Here is an 18,428-nt window from a genome sequence, read left to right on the forward strand (position 1 = left end):
GGTTACAAGGGTTCTTTTTATTCGTTGGTGTGGTGCTCGGATGGCAGCCAGGTGTCGTCTAAATTATCGTGCCCCATGCCGGGGCTGGCTTCTTCTATACGGAAGACATGCACGGGCATCTCATGCGGGCGCAGCTCCACGAAGTTATACTCCCCGGTCCAGGTATACTTGCGCTCGGTGAGCAGGTCGTGCACCAGGTACTGCTGGTCCGGCTTCATCTTCAGCTTCCAGAGGGGCACCTTTATCCAGCCGCTTTGCGTGTGGTGCGGGTCCAGGTTCGCTACGACAAAAATCTTGTTCTTGTAGTCGCTGCTCCACTTGGCATAGCTCAGGATGGCCTGGTTGTCGCAGTCACCAAACTGGATGTTCCAGGTGGTTTGCAGGGCCGGGTTCACCTTGCGGATCTTGTTGATGAGCGAGATCACCTCTCGTATCTTTGTCAGCTTGCCCCAGTCCCAGTGCTTCACTTCATACTTTTCGGAGTTGTAGTACTCCTCCTTGCCCGGCACCGCCTGGTTGATGCCGAACTCATACACCGGCCCGTAAAGGCCATAGTTGGAGGACAGCGTAGCTGCCATCACCACGCGGGTGATGTGCGCCGGCTCGCCGCCCTCCTGCAGCGCGTAAGGCAGAATATCCGGGGTGTTGGGCCAGAAGTTGGGGCGGAAGTACTCGCGCAGCTCGGTCTGCGTCAGCTCGGTCATGTACTGGCGTATCTCCTCGGCTGAGTTGCGCCAGGTATAATAGGTGTAGGACTGCGTGAAACCGATCTTGGCCAGGCGCTCCATCACGCGCGGGCGGGTAAAGGCCTCGCTCAGGAAGATCACCTGCGGGTACTGCTTGTGTATCTCGCCGATGACCCACTCCCAGAAACCGAAGGCCTTGGTGTGCGGATTGTCCACCCGGAAAATGAACACGCCCTGCTCTATCCAGTGCAGTAGCACGCGCCGGAGCTCGCGCCACAGGTTAGGCCAGTCCTCGGTCTCGAAGTTCACAGGCAGCACGTCCTGGTATTTTTTAGGCGGGTTCTCGGCGTACTGCACCGTGCCGTCGGGGCGCCACTTAAACCACTGGGGGTGCTCCTTCACGTAGGGATGATCCGGGGAGCATTGGATGGCAAAATCCAGAGCAACCTCCAGGCCATACTCCCGCGCCTGTTGCACAAACTCGCGGAAATCATCCAGTGTGCCCAATTCAGGAAGTACGGCATCATGGCCTCCCTCTGCGGCGCCGATGGCCCACGGGGAGCCCGGCTCACCCGGCTCGGAGGTAACGGAGTTATTCTTGCCTTTGCGGAAAGCCCGGCCGATCGGGTGGATAGGCGGCAGGTAAATAGTGTCGAAGCCCATCTCGGCGATGCGCGGCAGCAGGCGGGCACAGTCTTTAAACGTGCCGTGGCGGCCGGCCTCCTGTGACGATGACCTCGGAAAAAACTCGTACCAGGCACTGAAAAGCGCTTTCTGACGCTCCACCTCCAGCTGTAGCACCTTGTCGTAGGTGGTCACGCTCTCCTGCTCGCAGCAGGCGTTCATCAACTCGCTCACGTCGTGACCGGTGGCAAAGGCCACGTCATCGGCGTGCGAGTGGCTGTTGCGCAGTTGCTCGGCCCATTTACGCAGGCGCTTCTGCTGGCCGGGCTTGGCCTTATCGGCGGCGGCATCCATCAGTTGCGCCCCTATCTGCAGTTCCACCGTTACGTCCTGGTTTGCCTCAAACTTCTTTTTCAGCCCCTTCTGCCAGGTGTAAAAATGATCCACCCAGCCCTCGATGGTGTACTCGAAGCGGCCCATCGTATCCGGGGTGAATGAGGCCTGCCAGCGGTCGTTCCCTAAGAACTCCATCGGCACCGCCTCCCATTTCTTCCTGCGGGCGTGGCGGTACAGCACCCTCGCCTTCACCTCGTCATGCCCGTCGGCAAACACATCGGCCGTCACCACTATCTCCTCCCCCACCACACGCTTTGCCGGAAACCTGCCGCAGTTAATCTGAGGCTTTACATTTTCAATAACTATTCGTTTTGTTCCTTCCAGCTGTTCCATTAAGATATACTTCTGCTTTAACCGTTGTAGGTACTAATCTGAGGGGAATAGGTTTCGCTCTACCTTGGAGAAGGCGCCGCAGAAGCCATCCTACTGGCCCTTTAGGCCATCCAGGGCCTAAAAAAACCATCGCCCAAAGCTCAAACTCCAACAGAAACACACAACCTAAAGCCCGTTAAGTCAGTTAATACGTGCTGAGTAAAACCCCGTTTTTATGGCCATACTTAGAGAAATAGGGGCGCAGTATTCCCCAGAGAAGAAAGGAACCGTTTTTACCGTATGGGCACCCAAGGCAAAGCAGGTAGATGTGCTGCTGCACAAGCCCGAGCCTATCCAGGTGCCGTTGCAGCAGGAGGCTATGGGTTACTGGACCGCCCTGAGCGAGTTCGCCAACCCCGGCACCCGCTACACCATCCTGTTGGATGGGGAAACAGAGCACCCGGACCCGGCCTCCCATTACCAGCCTGAAAGCGTGCACGGAGCATCCCAGGTAATAGACCAAACATCCTTTGCCTGGACCGATAGGAGTTGGAAGAACCTGCCGCTGCACCAGTACATTATTTACGAGCTGCACGTGGGCGCCTTCACCCCCGAGGGCACTTTTGAAAGCATCATTGAGCGCCTGCCGGAGCTGAAGGACCTGGGCATAACGGCCATTGAGCTGATGCCGGTGGCGCAGTTCCCGGGGAGCCGCAACTGGGGCTACGACGGCGTGCTGCCTTTTGCCACCCAGAACTCCTACGGCGGCCCCGAGGGCCTGAAGAAATTGGTAAATGCCTGCCACGAGCAGGGGCTGGCCGTGGTGCTGGACGTGGTCTACAACCACATGGGTCCCGAGGGCAACTACCTCAGCGACTTCGGCCCCTACTTTACCGACAAGTATAAAACGCCCTGGGGCTCGGCCCTAAACTTTGATGACAACCACTCCGATGCGGTGCGCAACTACTTCTTCCAGAACGCCCTGATGTGGCTGCGCGAGTACCACATAGACGCCCTGCGCCTGGATGCCGTGCACGCCATTTACGACATGGGCGCCAAACATTTTCTGCAGGAGCTGCAGGAGCACGTGCAGGAGCTGGAGGAGCAGGTAGGGCGCGATTTCATACTTATCGCCGAGAGCGACCTGAACGACGTGCGCCTGATTAACCCCATGGAGCGCGGCGGCTACGGCCTAGACGCCCAGTGGAGCGATGATTTCCACCACGTGATCCATGCCCTGGTGACTGGTGAGCAGGAAGGCTACTACGTGGGCTTCGGCAAACCCGAACAGCTGGCCAAGGTAATGGAGCGCGCCTTTGTTTATGATGGCCTGTACTCGGAACACCGCCACCGCACCTTCGGCAGCAGCACCGAAAACAATCGCGCCGAACAGTTTGTAGTCTGTTCCCAGAACCACGACCAGGTGGGCAACCGCATGCTGGGCGAACGCCTCTCCGGCCTGGTGGACTTTGAGACGCTAAAGGTAATAGCAGGCTTGGTTATACTTTCGCCATTTACGCCGATGCTGTTTATGGGGGAGGAATACGGGGAGAAAAACCCGTTTCTATACTTTGTGAGCCACGGGGATGAGGACTTGATCGAAGCGGTGCGCAAGGGACGCCGCGAAGAGTTTAAGGCTTTTGCCTGGCAAGGCGAGGCGCCCGACCCGCAGAGCGAGGATACCTTCAACCGCTCCAAGCTCAGCCGCAGCTATACTTCCGATGCGCAGCAGCACCAACTACGTGCATTTTACAAGCGCCTGATACAGTTGCGCAAGCAATCCGCCGCCCTCTCCAAACCGGAGAAGGATAAGGTATCGGCCCGTATGGAGGCGCACGACATGGTGCTGCACCTGGTGCATCAGACCAAAGAGCCAAACCTGTACTGCCTGTTTAACCTGAGCGACGCCGGGCAAAGTATAACCCTGGCGCCAGCCCTGGAAACCTCCGGCCACTGGAAAGCCATACTTCACTCTGCCTCGGCGGAATGGGGCGGCACCGGCGCCGAGCTTCCTGACACCCTGGAGCAGAAGGCAGCGATCACGTTGCCTCCGAAATCCCTTCTCATACTTCAGCAACAACACTAGCGTATGAACAAGTATATCTGCATACACGGGCACTTTTACCAACCGCCACGCGAGAACCCCTGGCTCAACGAGGTGGAGCTGCAGGAGTCTGCCGCCCCCTACCACGACTGGAATGAGCGCATTTCGGACGAGTGCTATGCGCGCAACTCGGCCGCGCGCATGCTGAACGGCGCGGGCAACATTGTCGACATCATCAACAACTACAGCTACATCAGCTTTAACTTTGGCCCTACCCTGCTGGAGTGGATGCAGAAAAAGGACCCGGAAACCTACCAGGCCATACTGGATGCCGATAAGCAAAGCATGAAACGCTTCTCCGGCCACGGATCGGCGCTGGCACAGGTATACAACCACATCATCATGCCGCTGGCCAACGAGCGCGACAAGCACACGCAGGTTATCTGGGGCATCTACGACTTTAAGGAACGCTTCGAGCGCGCCCCCGAGGGCATGTGGCTGGCTGAGACCGCCGCCGACGTGCCTACGCTGGAGGTGCTTGCCGAGCATGGCATCCGGTTCACCATCCTCTCACCTTACCAGGCCAGGGCCTTCCGCAAGATCGGGGATAAGGAGTGGACAGACGCGGCGGGAGCCAACATTAACCCGCGCCGCCCCTACCTCTGCAAGCTACCCTCCGGCAAGGAGATCGTACTGTTTTTCTATGACGGGCCGGTGTCGCAGGGCATTGCCTTTGAGGGATTGCTGGAGCGTGGCGAGGACTTTGCCGACCGCCTTGGCAGCACCTTTGAGGAGGGCAGTAAGGAGCCGCAGCTGATGCATATTGCCACAGACGGCGAAACCTATGGCCACCACCACCGCTTTGGCGAGATGGCCCTCTCCTACGCCCTCCACCACATCCAGGAGGAAAAACTGGCGCAGGTAACGGTGTATGGCGAGTTCCTGGCCAAACACCCGCCCAAGTATGAAGCCCAGCTTATAGAGCCCAGCTCGTGGAGCTGCGCGCACGGCGTGGAGCGCTGGCGCAGCAACTGCGGCTGCAACACCGGCGGCCACCCCAGCTGGAACCAGGAGTGGCGAAAGCCTATCCGCGAGGCCTTCGACTGGCTGCGCGATGAGATCACGCCGCTCTATGAGCAGGAACTTACCAAGCTCGGCGCCGATCCCTGGGCTACCCGCAACGACTACATCCAGGTGATCATGGACCGCTCGGAGGAGAATGTGGCTGACTTTATCAAAACCCATACTTCCCGGGAGCTGACAAAGGAGGAGCAGGTGCGTTTCCTCAAGCTGATGGAGATGCAGTACCATGCCCTGCTGATCTATACCAGCTGCGGCTGGTTTTTTGATGAGGTGACCGGCATCGAAACCGTACAGGACATCCTTTACGCCGCCCGCGTACTCCAGCTCGCCCACGACCTGGGTAGCCGCGACCTGGAACCTGAATTTGTAGCGCGCCTGAGCCTTGCCAAGAGCAACTACCGGGAGCGCGGGGACGCCGCTACTGCCTATGCGCGCACGGTGAAACCTACGATGATAGACCTGCTGCGCGTGGGCGCCCACTACGCGGTAGCCTCCCTGTTCCGGGATCAGAGCGAGGTGATGGAGCTCTACAGCTACTCCGCCACCTCCGAGGCCTATGAGTACATACAGGCAGGGCGTCAGAAACTGGCGGTGGGTCGGGCCCGCATCAAGAGTAAGGTAACCTGGGAGGAACTCACCGTCACCTTTGCCGTGCTGCATCTGGGCGACCATCAGTTGTTTGGCGGAGTGCGCGAGTTTATGAGCCAGGAGGACTACGAGCGGCTGTTGCAGGAGCTCAAGAGCGCCTTCGACCGTGGCTACGTAAGCGAGGTGATCATGCTCCTCGACAAGCACTTCGAGTCGCACAACTACTCGTTCTGGCACTTGTTTAAGGATGATCAGAAAAAGATACTCGACCAGGTGCTGGCACAGACGATGGAGAACATGGAAAGCGATTTCAAGCAGCTCTACGACAACAACTACTCCCTCATCTCAGCCATCCACACCATCGGCATGCAGATGCCGCGCCCCCTGCAAACTACCGTGGATTATATCGTGAACACCCACCTGCTGCAAGAGTTCAGGTCGGAGGAGCCAAGCCCGCAGGAGGTGAAGCGCCTGCTGGAGGAGGTGCAACGCATGAACGTGACCCTAAACTACGAAGACCAGGAGTTTGCCCTGGCGCAACGCGTAGGCCTGCTGATGAAGAAGTTATCGGATACCCCACAGGATGCTGCCACCATGGACCTGCTGATAGAACTGCTGGAGGTAGTGGACGGCTCCAAACTGGAAACAGATTACTGGCAGGCTCAGAACATCGCCTTCCGGATGCAGCAGGACGGCTACCTGGACATCAAAAAGCGTAGCGAGCAGGGCGACAAGGCCGCCGCCGCTTGGATCGAGAAGTTCGATAAACTTTACCAAAACCTCAACCTGAAAGTATAAACATGACCTATATTCCATCGGCCACCTACCGGGTGCAGACATCGCCAAAGTTCCGGCTCAGCGATATCAAACGGCTGATCCCCTACCTGCACGAACTGGGCATCAGCACCATCTACTCGGCTCCGTTTTTCTGCGCGCGCCCCGGCAGCGAGCACGGCTACGACGTGACCGCCCCCTACGACATCAGCCCGGAGATCGGCACGCAGAAGGAATTGCAGGAGATAGCGCTCGAGCTGAAACGCCGGAACATGGGCTGGGTGCAGGACATCGTGCCCAACCACATGGCCTTCCACCCCGACAATGTGTGGCTGATGGATGCGCTGGAGAAGGGACCGCAGTCACACTTTTATACGTTCTTCGACATCCACTTTCACCACCCCGACTTTAGCGGGCAGGTGATGGTGCCGTTTCTGGGGGAGCCGCTGGAGCAGGTACTGGAACAGGGGCAACTGGAGCTGAAGCTGACCGAAAAAGGCATCGCCCTGCATTATTTTGATAATGTATACCCGGTCAGTGTTTCGAGCTACCGTACGTTGCTGGAGGAGGCGCTGCAAGTATCGGGCAACCCGGAGGTGACGCCGCAGGCCGCGCAAAGCCTGAAGGAACTGGCCCTGCACGAGGCCGAGGAAAGTATAAACCCGGCCGCCTGGGGCAATTTTAAGCGGAGGCTCTACAAAAACGGGGCCCTGCGGCAGGCGCTGGAACAGGTGCTGCAAAGTATAAACAGCAAGGATAAAAAGCTACGGAAGCTGCTGCAGAAGCAACACTTTATACTTTGCCACTGGCAGGAAACGGAAAAACAGATAAACTACCGTCGCTTCTTCACCGTCAACGACCTGATCTGCCTGCGCATGGAGAGCCCGGAGGTGTTCGAGCAGTACCACCAGTTCATTAAAATGCTATGCGACCAGGAACTGGTGCAGGGCCTGCGCGTGGACCACGTAGACGGCCTGTTTGACCCTACCACTTACCTGAAGCGCCTGCGCCAGCTGGCCGGCCCGGAGCAGTACGTGGTGGTGGAAAAGATCCTGGAAGGCGAGGAAAACCTGCCCGAGCACTGGCCGATACAGGGCAACAGCGGCTACGATTTCCTGGCCTGGGTGAGCAACCTCTATACTTCCGGCAAGGCCCGCGAGCAGCTTACGCAGGTATACAGCCGCCTCGTTTCTGATGCCGCCACCGATTACGGGCAGTTGGTGTTCGACAAGAAAATGTTTATCCTGACCACCTATATGCAGGGGGAGTTGGAAAACCTGCTGCGCCTGTTGCAGGAGCGCCAACTCGTGCCGCTGGAGCCGGAGGAACAGTGGCGCAGGGCACTGGCCGTGATGCTGGCCGCCTGGCCGGTGTACCGCATCTACAGCAACGATTTACCTATCCCGAAGGAGGAAATGCAGGTGGTAGATGAAGCCTTTGCGGAAGCGAGCAAACAGGCACCCGAGCTGGCAGAACAGCTGCAGCACCTGCACTCACTTTTTATACTTGCCCCGGACGATACCGAAAGGCGAAAACACCACAAGTTATACTTTGTCATGCGCAGCCAGCAGTTTACGGGTCCGTTGGCGGCCAAGGGCGTGGAGGATACCACCTTCTACAACTACAACCGCCTCATCTCGCTCAACGAGGTGGGCAACAGCCCTGCTATCTTTCACCTGAGTCCGCAGGATTTCCATGAGCGCATGCAGTACCGCCAACGCACGTACCCGCACTCTATCAACGCCACCGCCACCCACGATACCAAGCGCGGCGAGGATGCCCGCCTGCGCCTCAGCGTGCTTACTGAGCTGGCTGAGGAGTGGGAGCAGAAAGCCCGGCAGTGGATGGAGATCAGCAGAAAGTATACTTCCGAGCCGGTGGAGAACGATTTATACTTCCTTCTGCAGACCCTGGTGGGTGTGATGCCGCTGAACGGAGAAGTAGACGAAACGCTGGTGAAGCGGGTGCAGGAGTACCTGGAAAAGGCCCTGCGCGAGGCCAAGAACAAAACCGACTGGTCGGCACCGAACGAAAAGTATGAGCAGGCCATGAAGGACCTGGTGCACCAGCTGCTGGTGCAGGACGAGGACTTTATGCACTCCTTCCAACCCTTCTTCCTGAAAGTGGCGCACTATGGCTGGCTGTACTCGCTCGGCCAGACGCTGCTCAAAATCACTTGTCCCGGCGTGCCGGATGTGTACCAGGGCACCGAGCTATGGGACCTGAGCCTGGTGGACCCCGACAACCGCCGCCCCGTGGATTACGAACAGCGCCGCCGCTACCTGCAGGAGCTGCAGCAGGCCGAAGGACAAAGTATAGAAAAGCTGCATGAGGAACTGTTGCATCATCCTGGGAACGCCAAGGCAAAGCTCTACCTGCTACATAAAGCCCTCACCACCCGCCGCGACATGCAGGCGCTATTCGACAAAGGCGAATATATACCGCTGCAGGTACAGGGACCGAAGCAGGAGCATGTGCTGGCTTTTGCCCGCCATTATCAGGGGCAGTGGGCCCTAGTGGCTGTGCCGCTACTGCTGGTAAGCCTGGTAGATAGCCACGAACAGCCGCAGGGCCCGGAAGTATGGCAGGACACAAGTATAAAGCTGCCGGACAATGCACCGCAGGCTTGGCAGCAGGTGCTGGGCAAAGGCACGCTGCAAGCAGCCTCTTCCCTGCCTGTCGCAGAGGTCTTTAAATCATTCCCGGTAGCTTTCTTAACCGCCGGTTCTTAGTTATTCGTTAATCGTTGTTAGTTATTAGTTGTTAGGGGCTGGTTATTAGTTGCGAGCTCCCTGACTTTCTAACTCCTAAACTCTCTAACTCTCCCATGATTGTACCAAAGCGTAGTGCAGGCATTCTGCTCCACATTACCTCACTTCCCTCCCGCTTCGGCATCGGCGACCTGGGGCCGGAGGCCTATACGTTTGCCGACCAACTGCAGCAGGCAGGGCAGCGGTATTGGCAGATTTTGCCGCTCAACCCCACCGAAATAAATTCGGGTAACTCACCCTACAGCAGCCACTCTGCCTTTGCCGGGAACCCGCTGCTCATCAGCCCCGAGGAGTTGGTGCGCGATGGACTGCTGCGCAGCAATGACCTGCAGCACAAGGAGAAGTTCGACGATGCCCGCGTGGATTTCGAGCAAGTGACGAAGTATAAAATGAAACTGCTGCGCAAGGCTTACGAGAACTTCAGTGAGGAACTGCCCGATGTGTTCTGGAAGGAGTTTACTAACTTTCAGAAAGAGCATAAGCTATGGCTGCAGGATTACGCACAGTTTGTAGCCTTCCGGCAGCATTTCAAAAATAAAAACTGGACCAAATGGCCTGAGGAGATCAAGTGGCGCGACAAGCAGGCCGTAGAGCAGCTGGCCGAAAAGCTGAGCGAGCAGGTGGAGTACGAGATGTTCCTGCAGTTTCTGTTTTACCGCCAGTGGCAAAAGCTAAAGGACTACTGTAGCAGCAAAGACATACTTTTCTTCGGGGATATGCCTTTCTATGTGAGCCACGACAGCGCCGACGTGTGGAGCCACCCTAGTATCTTTAAACTGGATCGCGACGGTTTGCCCACGGCCGTATCGGGCGTTCCGCCGGACTATTTTAGCGAAACAGGCCAGCTCTGGGGTACGCCGGTGTTCGATTGGCAAGCGCTGAAGGAGCAGAACTTCGATTGGTGGCTGCACCGCATTGAGCACAACCTGCAACTCTTTGGCCTGCTGCGCCTCGACCATTTCCGCGCCTTCTCGGCTTACTGGGAGGTACCTGCCGGCGAGGAAACCGCCATCAACGGTAAATGGGTAAAAAGCCCCGGCGCTCCCCTTCTGAAACTGGTACAGCAACAGTTCAAGGAGTTACCCATCGTGGCCGAGGACCTGGGCGAAATAGACCAGCCCGTGCGCGACCTGATGGAGAAATTCAAGCTGCCGGGCATGCGCGTGCTGTTGTTTGCCTTCGGCGAGGACCTGCCGCAAAGCCTCTACGCCCCGCACAATCACACTCAAAATAGCATTGTGTATACCGGCACCCACGACAACAACACCGTGCGCGGCTGGTACGACAAGGATGCCTCCAGGGATGATAAACGCCGCCTGCGCACCTACAGCACCCACCGCATCAATCAGGGCAACGTGCACAGCATTATGAACTGGCTGGCCTACAGTTCAGTATCGCAGCTGGCCGTGCTGCCCATGCAGGATGTGCTGGGCCTGGGACACGAACATATCATGAACAAACCCTCCACTGGCAACGGCAACTGGGAGTGGCGCTTGCAACCCCAACAGTTCAACCAAGCCCATATACAAGAGTTGAAAGATATGGCTATTAGGTATGGTCGGTGGCAGGAGCCGGAAGAAGAGGAATAAGAAGGTAAAAGTATAGCTGAGGGGTTGGCTATACTTTTTTTATGTCTGTTGGAATTATGGTATCTTGCTTAGGAGGCTGTGTTAATGGAGAAATTTAAAGCAGGTCAACTCCACACATAGTGCAGATAAGCGTATGTTTACGCATATCCAGTAGTTAGGGGCAATTCTTAATTAAGAGAAAATAATATTTTATGTCTATTGAAGATAAAAATATTAGTTATGAAGAATCAGTAATGATTTTAGAATCAATGCAATCTTTAAAGCAGCTTTTTGAAAAAGACTTGCCTAACCAATATAAAGTCTTACTTGATGAACTTGCATTAGCTGGATGGTATATTGATTACGGATTAGCTTTACCGACTCTGGCTGAACTTCTTCTATTAGATTATCATAATAAGACATATCTAGATAGCTACTTAACGAAGTATTACAAAACTAAAATAAAGGGTTTATCTAAAAATATAGTGTCTAGTTATCCCACAAGGAAAAATATTCTAGAGGCTGCATTCAAGGCTCACAGTAATAAGATTTATGAATTATCTATACCAATAATGTTAGGTCAGATTGATGGTATTTGCTATGACTTAATTGAAAAAGACCTTTTTAGTAAAGGAAGACGAAAGAAAAATGAGTCTATTCCAAGTAATATACCTCAACATTGGGTTGAAGAGTTGCAGATAGATAATTTTCGGATATCCTTTTTAGAGCCGTTGAGAAACAACAAGTATTTAGCAGCTAATTTTGATGAAAGCAGAGAGTATCCACATGCATTAAACCGGAACAAAATTCTGCATGGAAGAGATTTGGAGTATGCAAATGAAAAGAATAGCTATAAAGCGATTTCTCTTCTAAATTATATTACAACTATTGTTACAGACATCAAAAGGAATGATGGTAGCATGACTTGGATATAAAAAGAATTTCCCCTAACCAAGTGTATACATCATGCCAGCCGACGGCCTTGCACGCTGTATACACCAATCCGTTAGCCTTCATAAAAAGTCATTAATATGCACAAAGCTTTATTCTCGGCACTAATTCTTTTGTTATTATCAATCATTCTGATTCATGAAGGTAACTGTCAAACTTTGAGGTGGATAGGGTATGGTGAAGAATTAGTTCTTCAACATGAGGATGATAGATGTGGTGAATGGGGTGGAGATGTGGAGAAGATAACAATATATAGGAGAGATTTAGAAGGGCCTTTCGTTGCGAAATTAGAGAGGACAATCAAAGATTGCTCAGATCCCTATGGAATGAAGAATACGCCAAAAAAGATTGTAGGAGTTGAAGTAGTTCTTTCGACAGAAGAACAAGAGCTAGTCCACCAGTGCATTGAAGAACTCAGAGAAATGAAAATGACTTTAGTGAGTGGAAACTATCCTGTTGTAGGACATTCGGGAATTCTCAATTTTGCAGTATTAAGCGACTCAACTCTTTTGATTAGAGATTATCCTTCTAAAAATTGGAAAAGCTTTGAGGATTTGAAGCGGATGCTAAGTAAAAAATAACGTAGGCTAACAATACCTTTACGGTAGCTGTGCCACCGCAAAGCCCAGCACGTTAACCAAATCCACAAAACAACTATAACCCAACAAACCTACGCCCACAGCTATACCAACCACTTAAACACCCCATTACCATAACCTCCTAACACAACCACCATGGACGAAATCAAAAAAGAAGACATCAAGCAGGAAGTGTTTGATCTTTATGATGACTACGCGCACAGCCGCATCAATCGGCGCGACTTCGTGCAGAATCTTTCTGTTTATGCCGTGGGTGGGCTAACAGTTGGCTCGCTCATGAGCTTTCTGATGCCCGATTACCAGGGAGCGATTCAGGTGGAGGCTGGTAATCCCCGCATCAAGTCAGAGTATATCTATTACCAGTCGCCGAAGGGTGGCGGCAAAATAAAGGCGCTGCTGACGATGCCGGCAAGTGGCAAGAAGAAACTGGGAGGTATTGTGGTGGTGCATGAGAACCGTGGCCTGAACCCGCACATCGAGGACGTAGCCAGAAGAGCTGCCCTGGCCGGCTTTATTTCTATTGCTCCGGATGCGCTGACTCCGCTTGGCGGCTACCCCGGCAACGACGATGAGGGCCGTGAACTGCAGAGCAAGCGCGACCGCAACGAGATGCTGGAGGATTTTATAGCTGCCTATGATTACCTGAAAGACGCCAAAAACTGTAATGGCAAGGTGGGCGTGGTGGGCTTCTGCTTTGGCGGGTGGATTGCAAACATGATGGCCGTGCGTGTTCCCGGTTTGGCAGCAGCCGTTCCCTTTTACGGAGGACAGGCCCCCGCCGGGGATGTTCCAAAGATTGAGGCTCCCCTGCTCCTGCACTACGCCGAGCACGATGAGCGCGTAAATGAGGGCTGGCCAGCCTATGAGGAGGCGCTGAAAGAAAATGGCAAGGAGTACACAGCCTACATCTATCCCAACACCAACCACGGTTTCCACAACGACACCACCCCGCGCTACGACAAAGAAGCAGCTGAACTGGCCTGGAAGCGCACCATTGATTTCTTTAAGGAGAAGCTGAAGTAGGTTCAGCTTACTGACCTCAGACTGACAGCCTTTCAGGATTAGATTTTATACTTTACTCAAATGCAAAGGCGTGGCTAGTAACACCTCAGGGTTTCCGGCCACGCCTTTGCATTTCCTATACGTTGATGTTTAGCTATACTTTGCCAATATCTAATCTACTTAACTTCTGTTGGTTATCTTTGGGCAAAAGCTTATATTAGTACCATAGCACGGTAGCAGAAGGCTCCACAGTCCATCCTCTAATGCATAAATACTATGGCACAGCAAAGCTATCAGATTGCCCTTGGCACACGGGCTCCCAACTTTGCCCTCCTCGATACAGTTTCCGATCAGATCGTGACGCTGCAGGATGTGGCCTCGACCAAAGCCACGGTTATCATGTTTATCTGCAACCACTGCCCTTACGTGCAGCACATCCTGCCGGAGCTGGTGCGGCTAGCCGGCAAGTATAAAAGCCTGGGCGTAAGTTTTGTCGCCATCAACGCCAACGATGCTGCCAGGAATCCACAGGACGGGCCGCAGCAAATGAAAGAGCTGGCCAAGCAACTGCAGTTCCCATTCCCCTACCTCTACGACCAAACCCAGCAGATAGCGCGCAACTACCACGCTGAGTGCACGCCGGAGTTTTTTGTATACAACGGCAGCATGCGCCTGGCCTACCACGGCCAGTTCGACGGGGCGCGGCCAAAGAACGACACGCCGGTTACCGGGCAAGACTTGAGCCAGGCGCTGGACGCGCTATTGGCGGGGCAGCCCGTGCCTGAGGAGCAGCAGCCTGGTATTGGATGCGGTATAAAGTGGCGCGCGCTTAGCCCTGCGTAGGCACCGGCGCATCTGGTTTGCTCTCGCTTACCAGCTCGGTCATCGCTTTTACGTGGTCGAGGTAATGTGATGTGTACTGGTCATTGGCGGCATGTATGTACATGGCGGTGCCGCCTTTCACGGTATCAATGATCTCCTCGTGCTCTCCCAGCGGTATGGCCGGGCAACCCAGGCTGCGGCCCAAACGGCCCGCCTGCTCTATAAATGCCTCAGTGGCGTACTCGGCACCGTGCATCACGATGTAGCGCTCCTTGGCGTTGGTGTTAAAGCCGTCATCCAGCCCGTTCAGCTTTAGCGAGAGGCCGTGCTTCCCCGTATAGGTGCCCTCCGTTACGTAAAAGCCGATGCTGCTCATAAACGACTTGTTTTCGTTCGAGAACTCTGTGGCAAACTCATCGCCGGAGTTACGCCCATGCGATACATAGGTGTTAAACAGCAGCTCTTTCTTCTCCACATCCACCACCCACAGGCGCTTCTCGTTCGATGACTTGGTGAAGTCCACAATGGTGATATAGGGCTTGCCCGATACCTCGTTGTTATGCCGCATATTGTAAAAGCCGGTAAGGGCCTTATTAAACACCTCGAATCTGAGCCCTGTTTCTTGCAGCCCCATGTTGCTGTACAGGTTATACGCCACCTGGTTAAAGCGCATCAGCTTGATATTTGTCATTTTGCGCTTCAGCGTAGCAGCATCGGGGTTTGGCATGGCGGTACCCGGGTTTGCGGGCGTGGCCATGGGGGTAAGTACAAGCGGCGCAAAAAGCGGCAGCAGCTTGCGGCTTAGCTTACGGCGTAAGTATCTCCATCTCGGTTTTCTCATCTCTCCATAATTTTGTACTTCTTGATTTTACGGCAAGAGGCGTGCACGGTTTAGCATCCTGTATTCTTCCTGCTGCGTCTTCATCATCATCAACAACCTAAACATCAACAATTTATACTTATAAAGGCACCATTCCTGCCTTGTTTCGTGTTAGACATACGCTGAGAAACACTTCCTATATGACCTTACATCGAACCAGGTATACAAGCTTCCTGTTTTATACTTTCCTTATACTTCTGACGGCCAGCTGCAGCCAGCAGCATACCCTGCGCGGCGTGTTCAAAAACCAGACGCCGCACGAGAAGTACGCAGCCAAACTAAAGGACGCCAACCTGCATGAAACGGCTTTGGGCCATGCCTGGCTACAGGCTGGCGAGCAGGCCTTGCAAGACTCTATCACCATTACCCTGCCTTTTCAGGAAACCGGCTACTTTGCCGCCGATAAGCCGCGCGCACTTGGTTACCGCATACCTGCCCAGCGAGGACAGCGCCTGGTCGTGAGCCTGGAGGTGCAGTCACGTGAGCAGCTACAGGTATTCATGGATCTGTTTGAGACGGAGGGCGGCAAGCCAAAACATGTAGCCTCCGCCGACACTGCCGCCTCCACACTGGCTTATGAGGTGGACGAGGACCAGCCACATATCCTGCGGGTGCAGCCGGAGCTGTTGCGCAGCGGGCAGTACACGGTTACCATTCAGGCCGAGCCCATACTTGCTTTTCCGGTAGCAGGCAAAACAAGCCGCCACATTGCCAGCATCTGGGGCGACCCGCGCGATGCCGGTGCCCGCAGCCATGAAGGGATCGATGTTTTTGCCAAACGCGGCACGCCGGCCCTTGCCGCCGCTGACGGTATTGTGCGGCAGGTGGCCACCACGCCGCGCGGAGGTAAGGTAGTCTGGTTCACCGACCTTAACCGCAGGCAAAGTTTATACTATGCCCACCTCGACAGCCAGTTGGTGCAGGTAGGGCAGCAGGTACAGGCCGGTGATACGCTGGGGCTGATCGGGAACACCGGAAACGCGCGCACCACAGGGCCGCACCTGCATTTTGGCATTTACCGTTATGGCCGTGGTGCCACCAATCCTTACCCGTACGTGCACCAGTCTGCCGCTCCGATACCTGCCGTTAAGATTAAAGGGGAGCTGCTAGGAAACTGGGTGCGCGTAGCAAGCCGAAACGCCAACGTGCGCTTGCAGCCAAGTATGAATTCAGGCGTGTACCGCTCGCTGCCGCAGCACACGCCGCTGCAGGTTACCGGCGGCACCTCCGGTTGGTACCGCATCGCGCTGCCCGATGGCAAAGAGGCGTATATTGCCAGCAGCGTGGTAGAGTCCGCCACCAAACCTGTAAAGTATGAAAAGCTTGCCTCCGACACCAACCTGCTGGACCAGGCACACCCCCTTGCCGCCACCAAAGACAGTCTCCCCGCCGGCACAAGCATCGCCATACTTGGCAGCTACCAGGGCTTCGATTTTGTGCGGAACGAATCCGGAGAACTTGGCTGGGTTAACCCACAACTGACCGTGAGTGCGCGGTAGGGTTAGTAAGAAGATGAGGGTAGAGATGATTTTATATGCTCTTCCGTACCTGCAATGACTCGCTTTCGCGGGAACGGGTCAAACACCCCTGCCCCTCAGAGTTACGCTCGCAACCTTCGACCTCTCTTTCTCGGTAGTCTAAGGAGGGGAGCCTGTAACTGCTACTGCTGAAGTATGAGTCTCATAGTTGCTACCGTTGCGTGGACAGGTCGCGACCTGTCCCTACACGTGTAAACCCACCCCTAGCCCCTCCCGAGAGGGGAATTCTCCGCAGTTGATTATCATCCCCCTGCCCCCTTCCAAGGGGGACTTATACTTGTTCCATAGCAATGGCAGCGGCTATCGAATCTGATCCCAGTCCTTGGGTGGAGCGCCTTGTAGATTTACGGTTTCGCTTCAGCGAAATTGCGGAGACCGCAGGTCAAGCAAAGGAAATGTACACCGCGCGATGCCCGAGGACGAGCCCTCCCGGGCTGGAGAGCACCAAAGTATGAGGTGAAACGATAGGCATGTAAGACTGTGGATGAACGGTGGCTAGTAAGGGTAGCTTAGCTCAAGATGCAGAAAGCAGCGGCTATGAAAGTATGGCTGAAGTCTGAGCAAAGTATGAAAGGCACAAGCGGACGCTTGCGCCAAGGAAGTATAAAAGTATGGCCGAAGTATAAAAGAACGACCTGTTGCGTATCCGGAGAACAGCAGCAGATGGGGGTAGGAGCCCTCTTTCAGGTTCCAGACACGGATATCCGGAAGACCTCCAGCTAAAGTATAAAGGTATAGCTGCGATTAAGAAACTGTTTCTCCCCCTCCCACCCCCTCACAATACCCGATAATTCTTATATTTACAATCAAGTCAGAATCTAAACCTTTTGCCTTTGAAGTTAGCAGCCATAGATATCGGGTCGAATGCGGCGAGATGCCAGATCTCCAGTGTCCTGAACCAGAACGGGAGAGTGTTCTTTAAAAAAGTGGAGTATGTGCGCTACCCCATCCGCTTCGGCGAGGATGTGTTCAGCTCCGGCTACATCAGCGACCTGAAAATCGAGAAGTTTGTGAAGCTACTGAAGGCTTTCGAGCTGCTGCTGGATGTGCACGACGTAAATCACCATATGATTTGCGCCACCTCTGCCATGCGCAACGCCTATAACGCCCCTGAGATTATTGCGCGGGTGCGCGAGGAAGTTGGCCTGGAGATACAGGTCATAGACGGCGAAGCAGAGGCCGAACTCATCAACAAAGTCATCTATAATTTCCTGGATGAGCGCAATTACCTGCACATCGACGTGGGCGGCGGCAGCACGGAGTTCAACATTTACGTGAACCGTGAAAAAGTGGCCTCCCAATCGTTTGAGCAGGGCTCCATCCGGCACATGCAGGGCCGCGACTCCGAAGAGCTCTGGGGCAACATGCGGCTGTGGATAGAGCTAAACGCCAAAAAGTATCACCTGTCGCGGGCCATAGGTACGGGGGGTAACATCAACAAGCTATTCGAGATAGCCGGTAAAGCGCCGGGTAAGCCCATTTTCCGGAAGCAGATGGAGGAAGTAGCCTCTTACGTAGCCAGCCTGACTATGGAGCAGCGCGTGACCGACCTGCTCCTGAACCCCGACCGCGCCGACGTGATTGTGCCAGCTGCCGAAATTTACCTCTCTGCCATGAAGTGGGCCAAGCTGGAAAGTATGATTGTGCCGGCCGTGGGCCTGAAAGACGGTATGCTGCACTCCCTCTACGAACGCTACCACCCGGAGCGGTTTGTTATTACCAGCATCAGCTAGTCCATTTATCAGTTATCAATTAACAGTCATCAATACAAAAACCGGCTGCAGGCACTT

13 protein-coding genes are annotated in these 18,428 nt (G+C 54.6%); 11 read left to right on the forward strand and 2 right to left on the reverse strand.

Going from position 1 to position 18,428, the window contains the following annotated elements; translation table 11 throughout:
* Window positions 1-17: 17 nt before the first annotated feature.
* Complete coding sequence (locus tag OH144_RS11120; protein WP_266202310.1) at window positions 18-2,039, reverse strand: alpha-1,4-glucan--maltose-1-phosphate maltosyltransferase; 2,022 nt, start codon at window positions 2,037-2,039, stop codon at window positions 18-20.
* Between the two features lie 214 nt (window positions 2,040-2,253).
* Between OH144_RS11120 and treZ the strand changes: the two genes are divergently transcribed.
* The 8 genes from treZ (at window position 2,254) to OH144_RS11160 (ending at window position 14,241) form a co-directional block, all read left to right on the forward strand.
* The gene (gene treZ, locus OH144_RS11125; RefSeq protein WP_266202311.1) at window positions 2,254-4,104 is read left to right on the forward strand and encodes a malto-oligosyltrehalose trehalohydrolase; all 1,851 of its coding nucleotides are present in this window, start codon (window positions 2,254-2,256) and stop codon (window positions 4,102-4,104) included.
* Between the two features lie 3 nt (window positions 4,105-4,107).
* Complete coding sequence (locus OH144_RS11130) at window positions 4,108-6,531, forward strand: DUF3536 domain-containing protein (protein ID WP_266202312.1); 2,424 nt, start codon at window positions 4,108-4,110, stop codon at window positions 6,529-6,531.
* Window positions 6,532-6,533: 2 nt separating this feature from the next.
* Window positions 6,534-9,239, forward strand: a complete 2,706-nt coding sequence (gene treY, locus OH144_RS11135; RefSeq protein ID WP_266202313.1) for a malto-oligosyltrehalose synthase — start codon at window positions 6,534-6,536, stop codon at window positions 9,237-9,239.
* Window positions 9,240-9,334: 95 nt separating this feature from the next.
* A complete protein-coding gene (gene malQ / locus OH144_RS11140; RefSeq protein WP_266202314.1) occupies window positions 9,335-10,867 on the forward strand; it encodes a 4-alpha-glucanotransferase in 1,533 nt (510 codons plus the stop codon).
* 191 nt (window positions 10,868-11,058) lie between these two features.
* Window positions 11,059-11,781 carry a hypothetical protein gene (locus OH144_RS11145; RefSeq protein WP_266202315.1) on the forward strand — a complete coding sequence of 241 codons (723 nt, stop codon included), beginning with the start codon at window positions 11,059-11,061 and terminating at the stop codon, window positions 11,779-11,781.
* Between the two features lie 96 nt (window positions 11,782-11,877).
* On the forward strand, window positions 11,878-12,378 hold the full coding sequence (locus tag OH144_RS11150; RefSeq protein ID WP_266202316.1) for a hypothetical protein: 501 nt from the start codon (window positions 11,878-11,880) through the stop codon (window positions 12,376-12,378).
* A 153-nt stretch (window positions 12,379-12,531) separates the two neighbouring features.
* Window positions 12,532-13,419 (forward strand): dienelactone hydrolase family protein, encoded by an 888-nt coding sequence (locus OH144_RS11155; RefSeq protein WP_266202317.1) that lies wholly within the window; start codon window positions 12,532-12,534, stop codon window positions 13,417-13,419.
* Window positions 13,420-13,674: 255 nt separating this feature from the next.
* Window positions 13,675-14,241, forward strand: a complete 567-nt coding sequence (locus OH144_RS11160; RefSeq protein ID WP_266202318.1) for a thioredoxin family protein — start codon at window positions 13,675-13,677, stop codon at window positions 14,239-14,241.
* Here the strand turns inward: OH144_RS11160 and OH144_RS11165 are convergent.
* Complete coding sequence (locus tag OH144_RS11165) at window positions 14,228-15,061, reverse strand: murein L,D-transpeptidase catalytic domain family protein (protein WP_266202320.1); 834 nt, start codon at window positions 15,059-15,061, stop codon at window positions 14,228-14,230. The two genes, OH144_RS11160 and OH144_RS11165, sit on opposite strands and share 14 nt — an antisense overlap.
* A 179-nt stretch (window positions 15,062-15,240) precedes the next feature.
* Here OH144_RS11165 and OH144_RS11170 point away from each other — a divergent pair, with 179 nt between their 5' ends.
* The 3 genes from OH144_RS11170 to OH144_RS11180 all read left to right on the forward strand — a co-directional run bounded on the left by OH144_RS11170 (window position 15,241) and on the right by OH144_RS11180 (window position 18,371).
* Window positions 15,241-16,599 (forward strand): M23 family metallopeptidase, encoded by a 1,359-nt coding sequence (locus OH144_RS11170; RefSeq protein WP_266202321.1) that lies wholly within the window; start codon window positions 15,241-15,243, stop codon window positions 16,597-16,599.
* A gap of 558 nt (window positions 16,600-17,157) precedes the next feature.
* Window positions 17,158-17,361: a hypothetical protein gene (locus OH144_RS11175; RefSeq protein WP_266202322.1), complete on the forward strand. Its 204-nt coding sequence runs from the start codon at window positions 17,158-17,160 to the stop codon at window positions 17,359-17,361.
* Between the two features lie 110 nt (window positions 17,362-17,471).
* Window positions 17,472-18,371: a Ppx/GppA phosphatase family protein gene (locus tag OH144_RS11180; protein WP_266202323.1), complete on the forward strand. Its 900-nt coding sequence runs from the start codon at window positions 17,472-17,474 to the stop codon at window positions 18,369-18,371.
* Window positions 18,372-18,428: the final 57 nt, after the last annotated feature.

Origin of the sequence: Pontibacter kalidii (assembly GCF_026278245.1) — a bacterium.
Classification (GTDB): Bacteria; Bacteroidota; Bacteroidia; order Cytophagales; family Hymenobacteraceae; genus Pontibacter; species Pontibacter kalidii.

Coding starts and splice junctions, on each gene's coding strand:
- OH144_RS11120 (WP_266202310.1), bottom strand. CDS start 2,039: ATGGAACAGCTGGAAGGAACAAAACGAATAGTTATTGAAAATGTAAAG.
- treZ (WP_266202311.1), top strand. CDS start 2,254: ATGGCCATACTTAGAGAAATAGGGGCGCAGTATTCCCCAGAGAAGAAA.
- OH144_RS11130 (WP_266202312.1), top strand. CDS start 4,108: ATGAACAAGTATATCTGCATACACGGGCACTTTTACCAACCGCCACGC.
- treY (WP_266202313.1), top strand. CDS start 6,534: ATGACCTATATTCCATCGGCCACCTACCGGGTGCAGACATCGCCAAAG.
- malQ (WP_266202314.1), top strand. CDS start 9,335: ATGATTGTACCAAAGCGTAGTGCAGGCATTCTGCTCCACATTACCTCA.
- OH144_RS11145 (WP_266202315.1), top strand. CDS start 11,059: ATGTCTATTGAAGATAAAAATATTAGTTATGAAGAATCAGTAATGATT.
- OH144_RS11150 (WP_266202316.1), top strand. CDS start 11,878: ATGCACAAAGCTTTATTCTCGGCACTAATTCTTTTGTTATTATCAATC.
- OH144_RS11155 (WP_266202317.1), top strand. CDS start 12,532: ATGGACGAAATCAAAAAAGAAGACATCAAGCAGGAAGTGTTTGATCTT.
- OH144_RS11160 (WP_266202318.1), top strand. CDS start 13,675: ATGGCACAGCAAAGCTATCAGATTGCCCTTGGCACACGGGCTCCCAAC.
- OH144_RS11165 (WP_266202320.1), bottom strand. CDS start 15,061: ATGAGAAAACCGAGATGGAGATACTTACGCCGTAAGCTAAGCCGCAAG.
- OH144_RS11170 (WP_266202321.1), top strand. CDS start 15,241: ATGACCTTACATCGAACCAGGTATACAAGCTTCCTGTTTTATACTTTC.
- OH144_RS11175 (WP_266202322.1), top strand. CDS start 17,158: ATGCAGAAAGCAGCGGCTATGAAAGTATGGCTGAAGTCTGAGCAAAGT.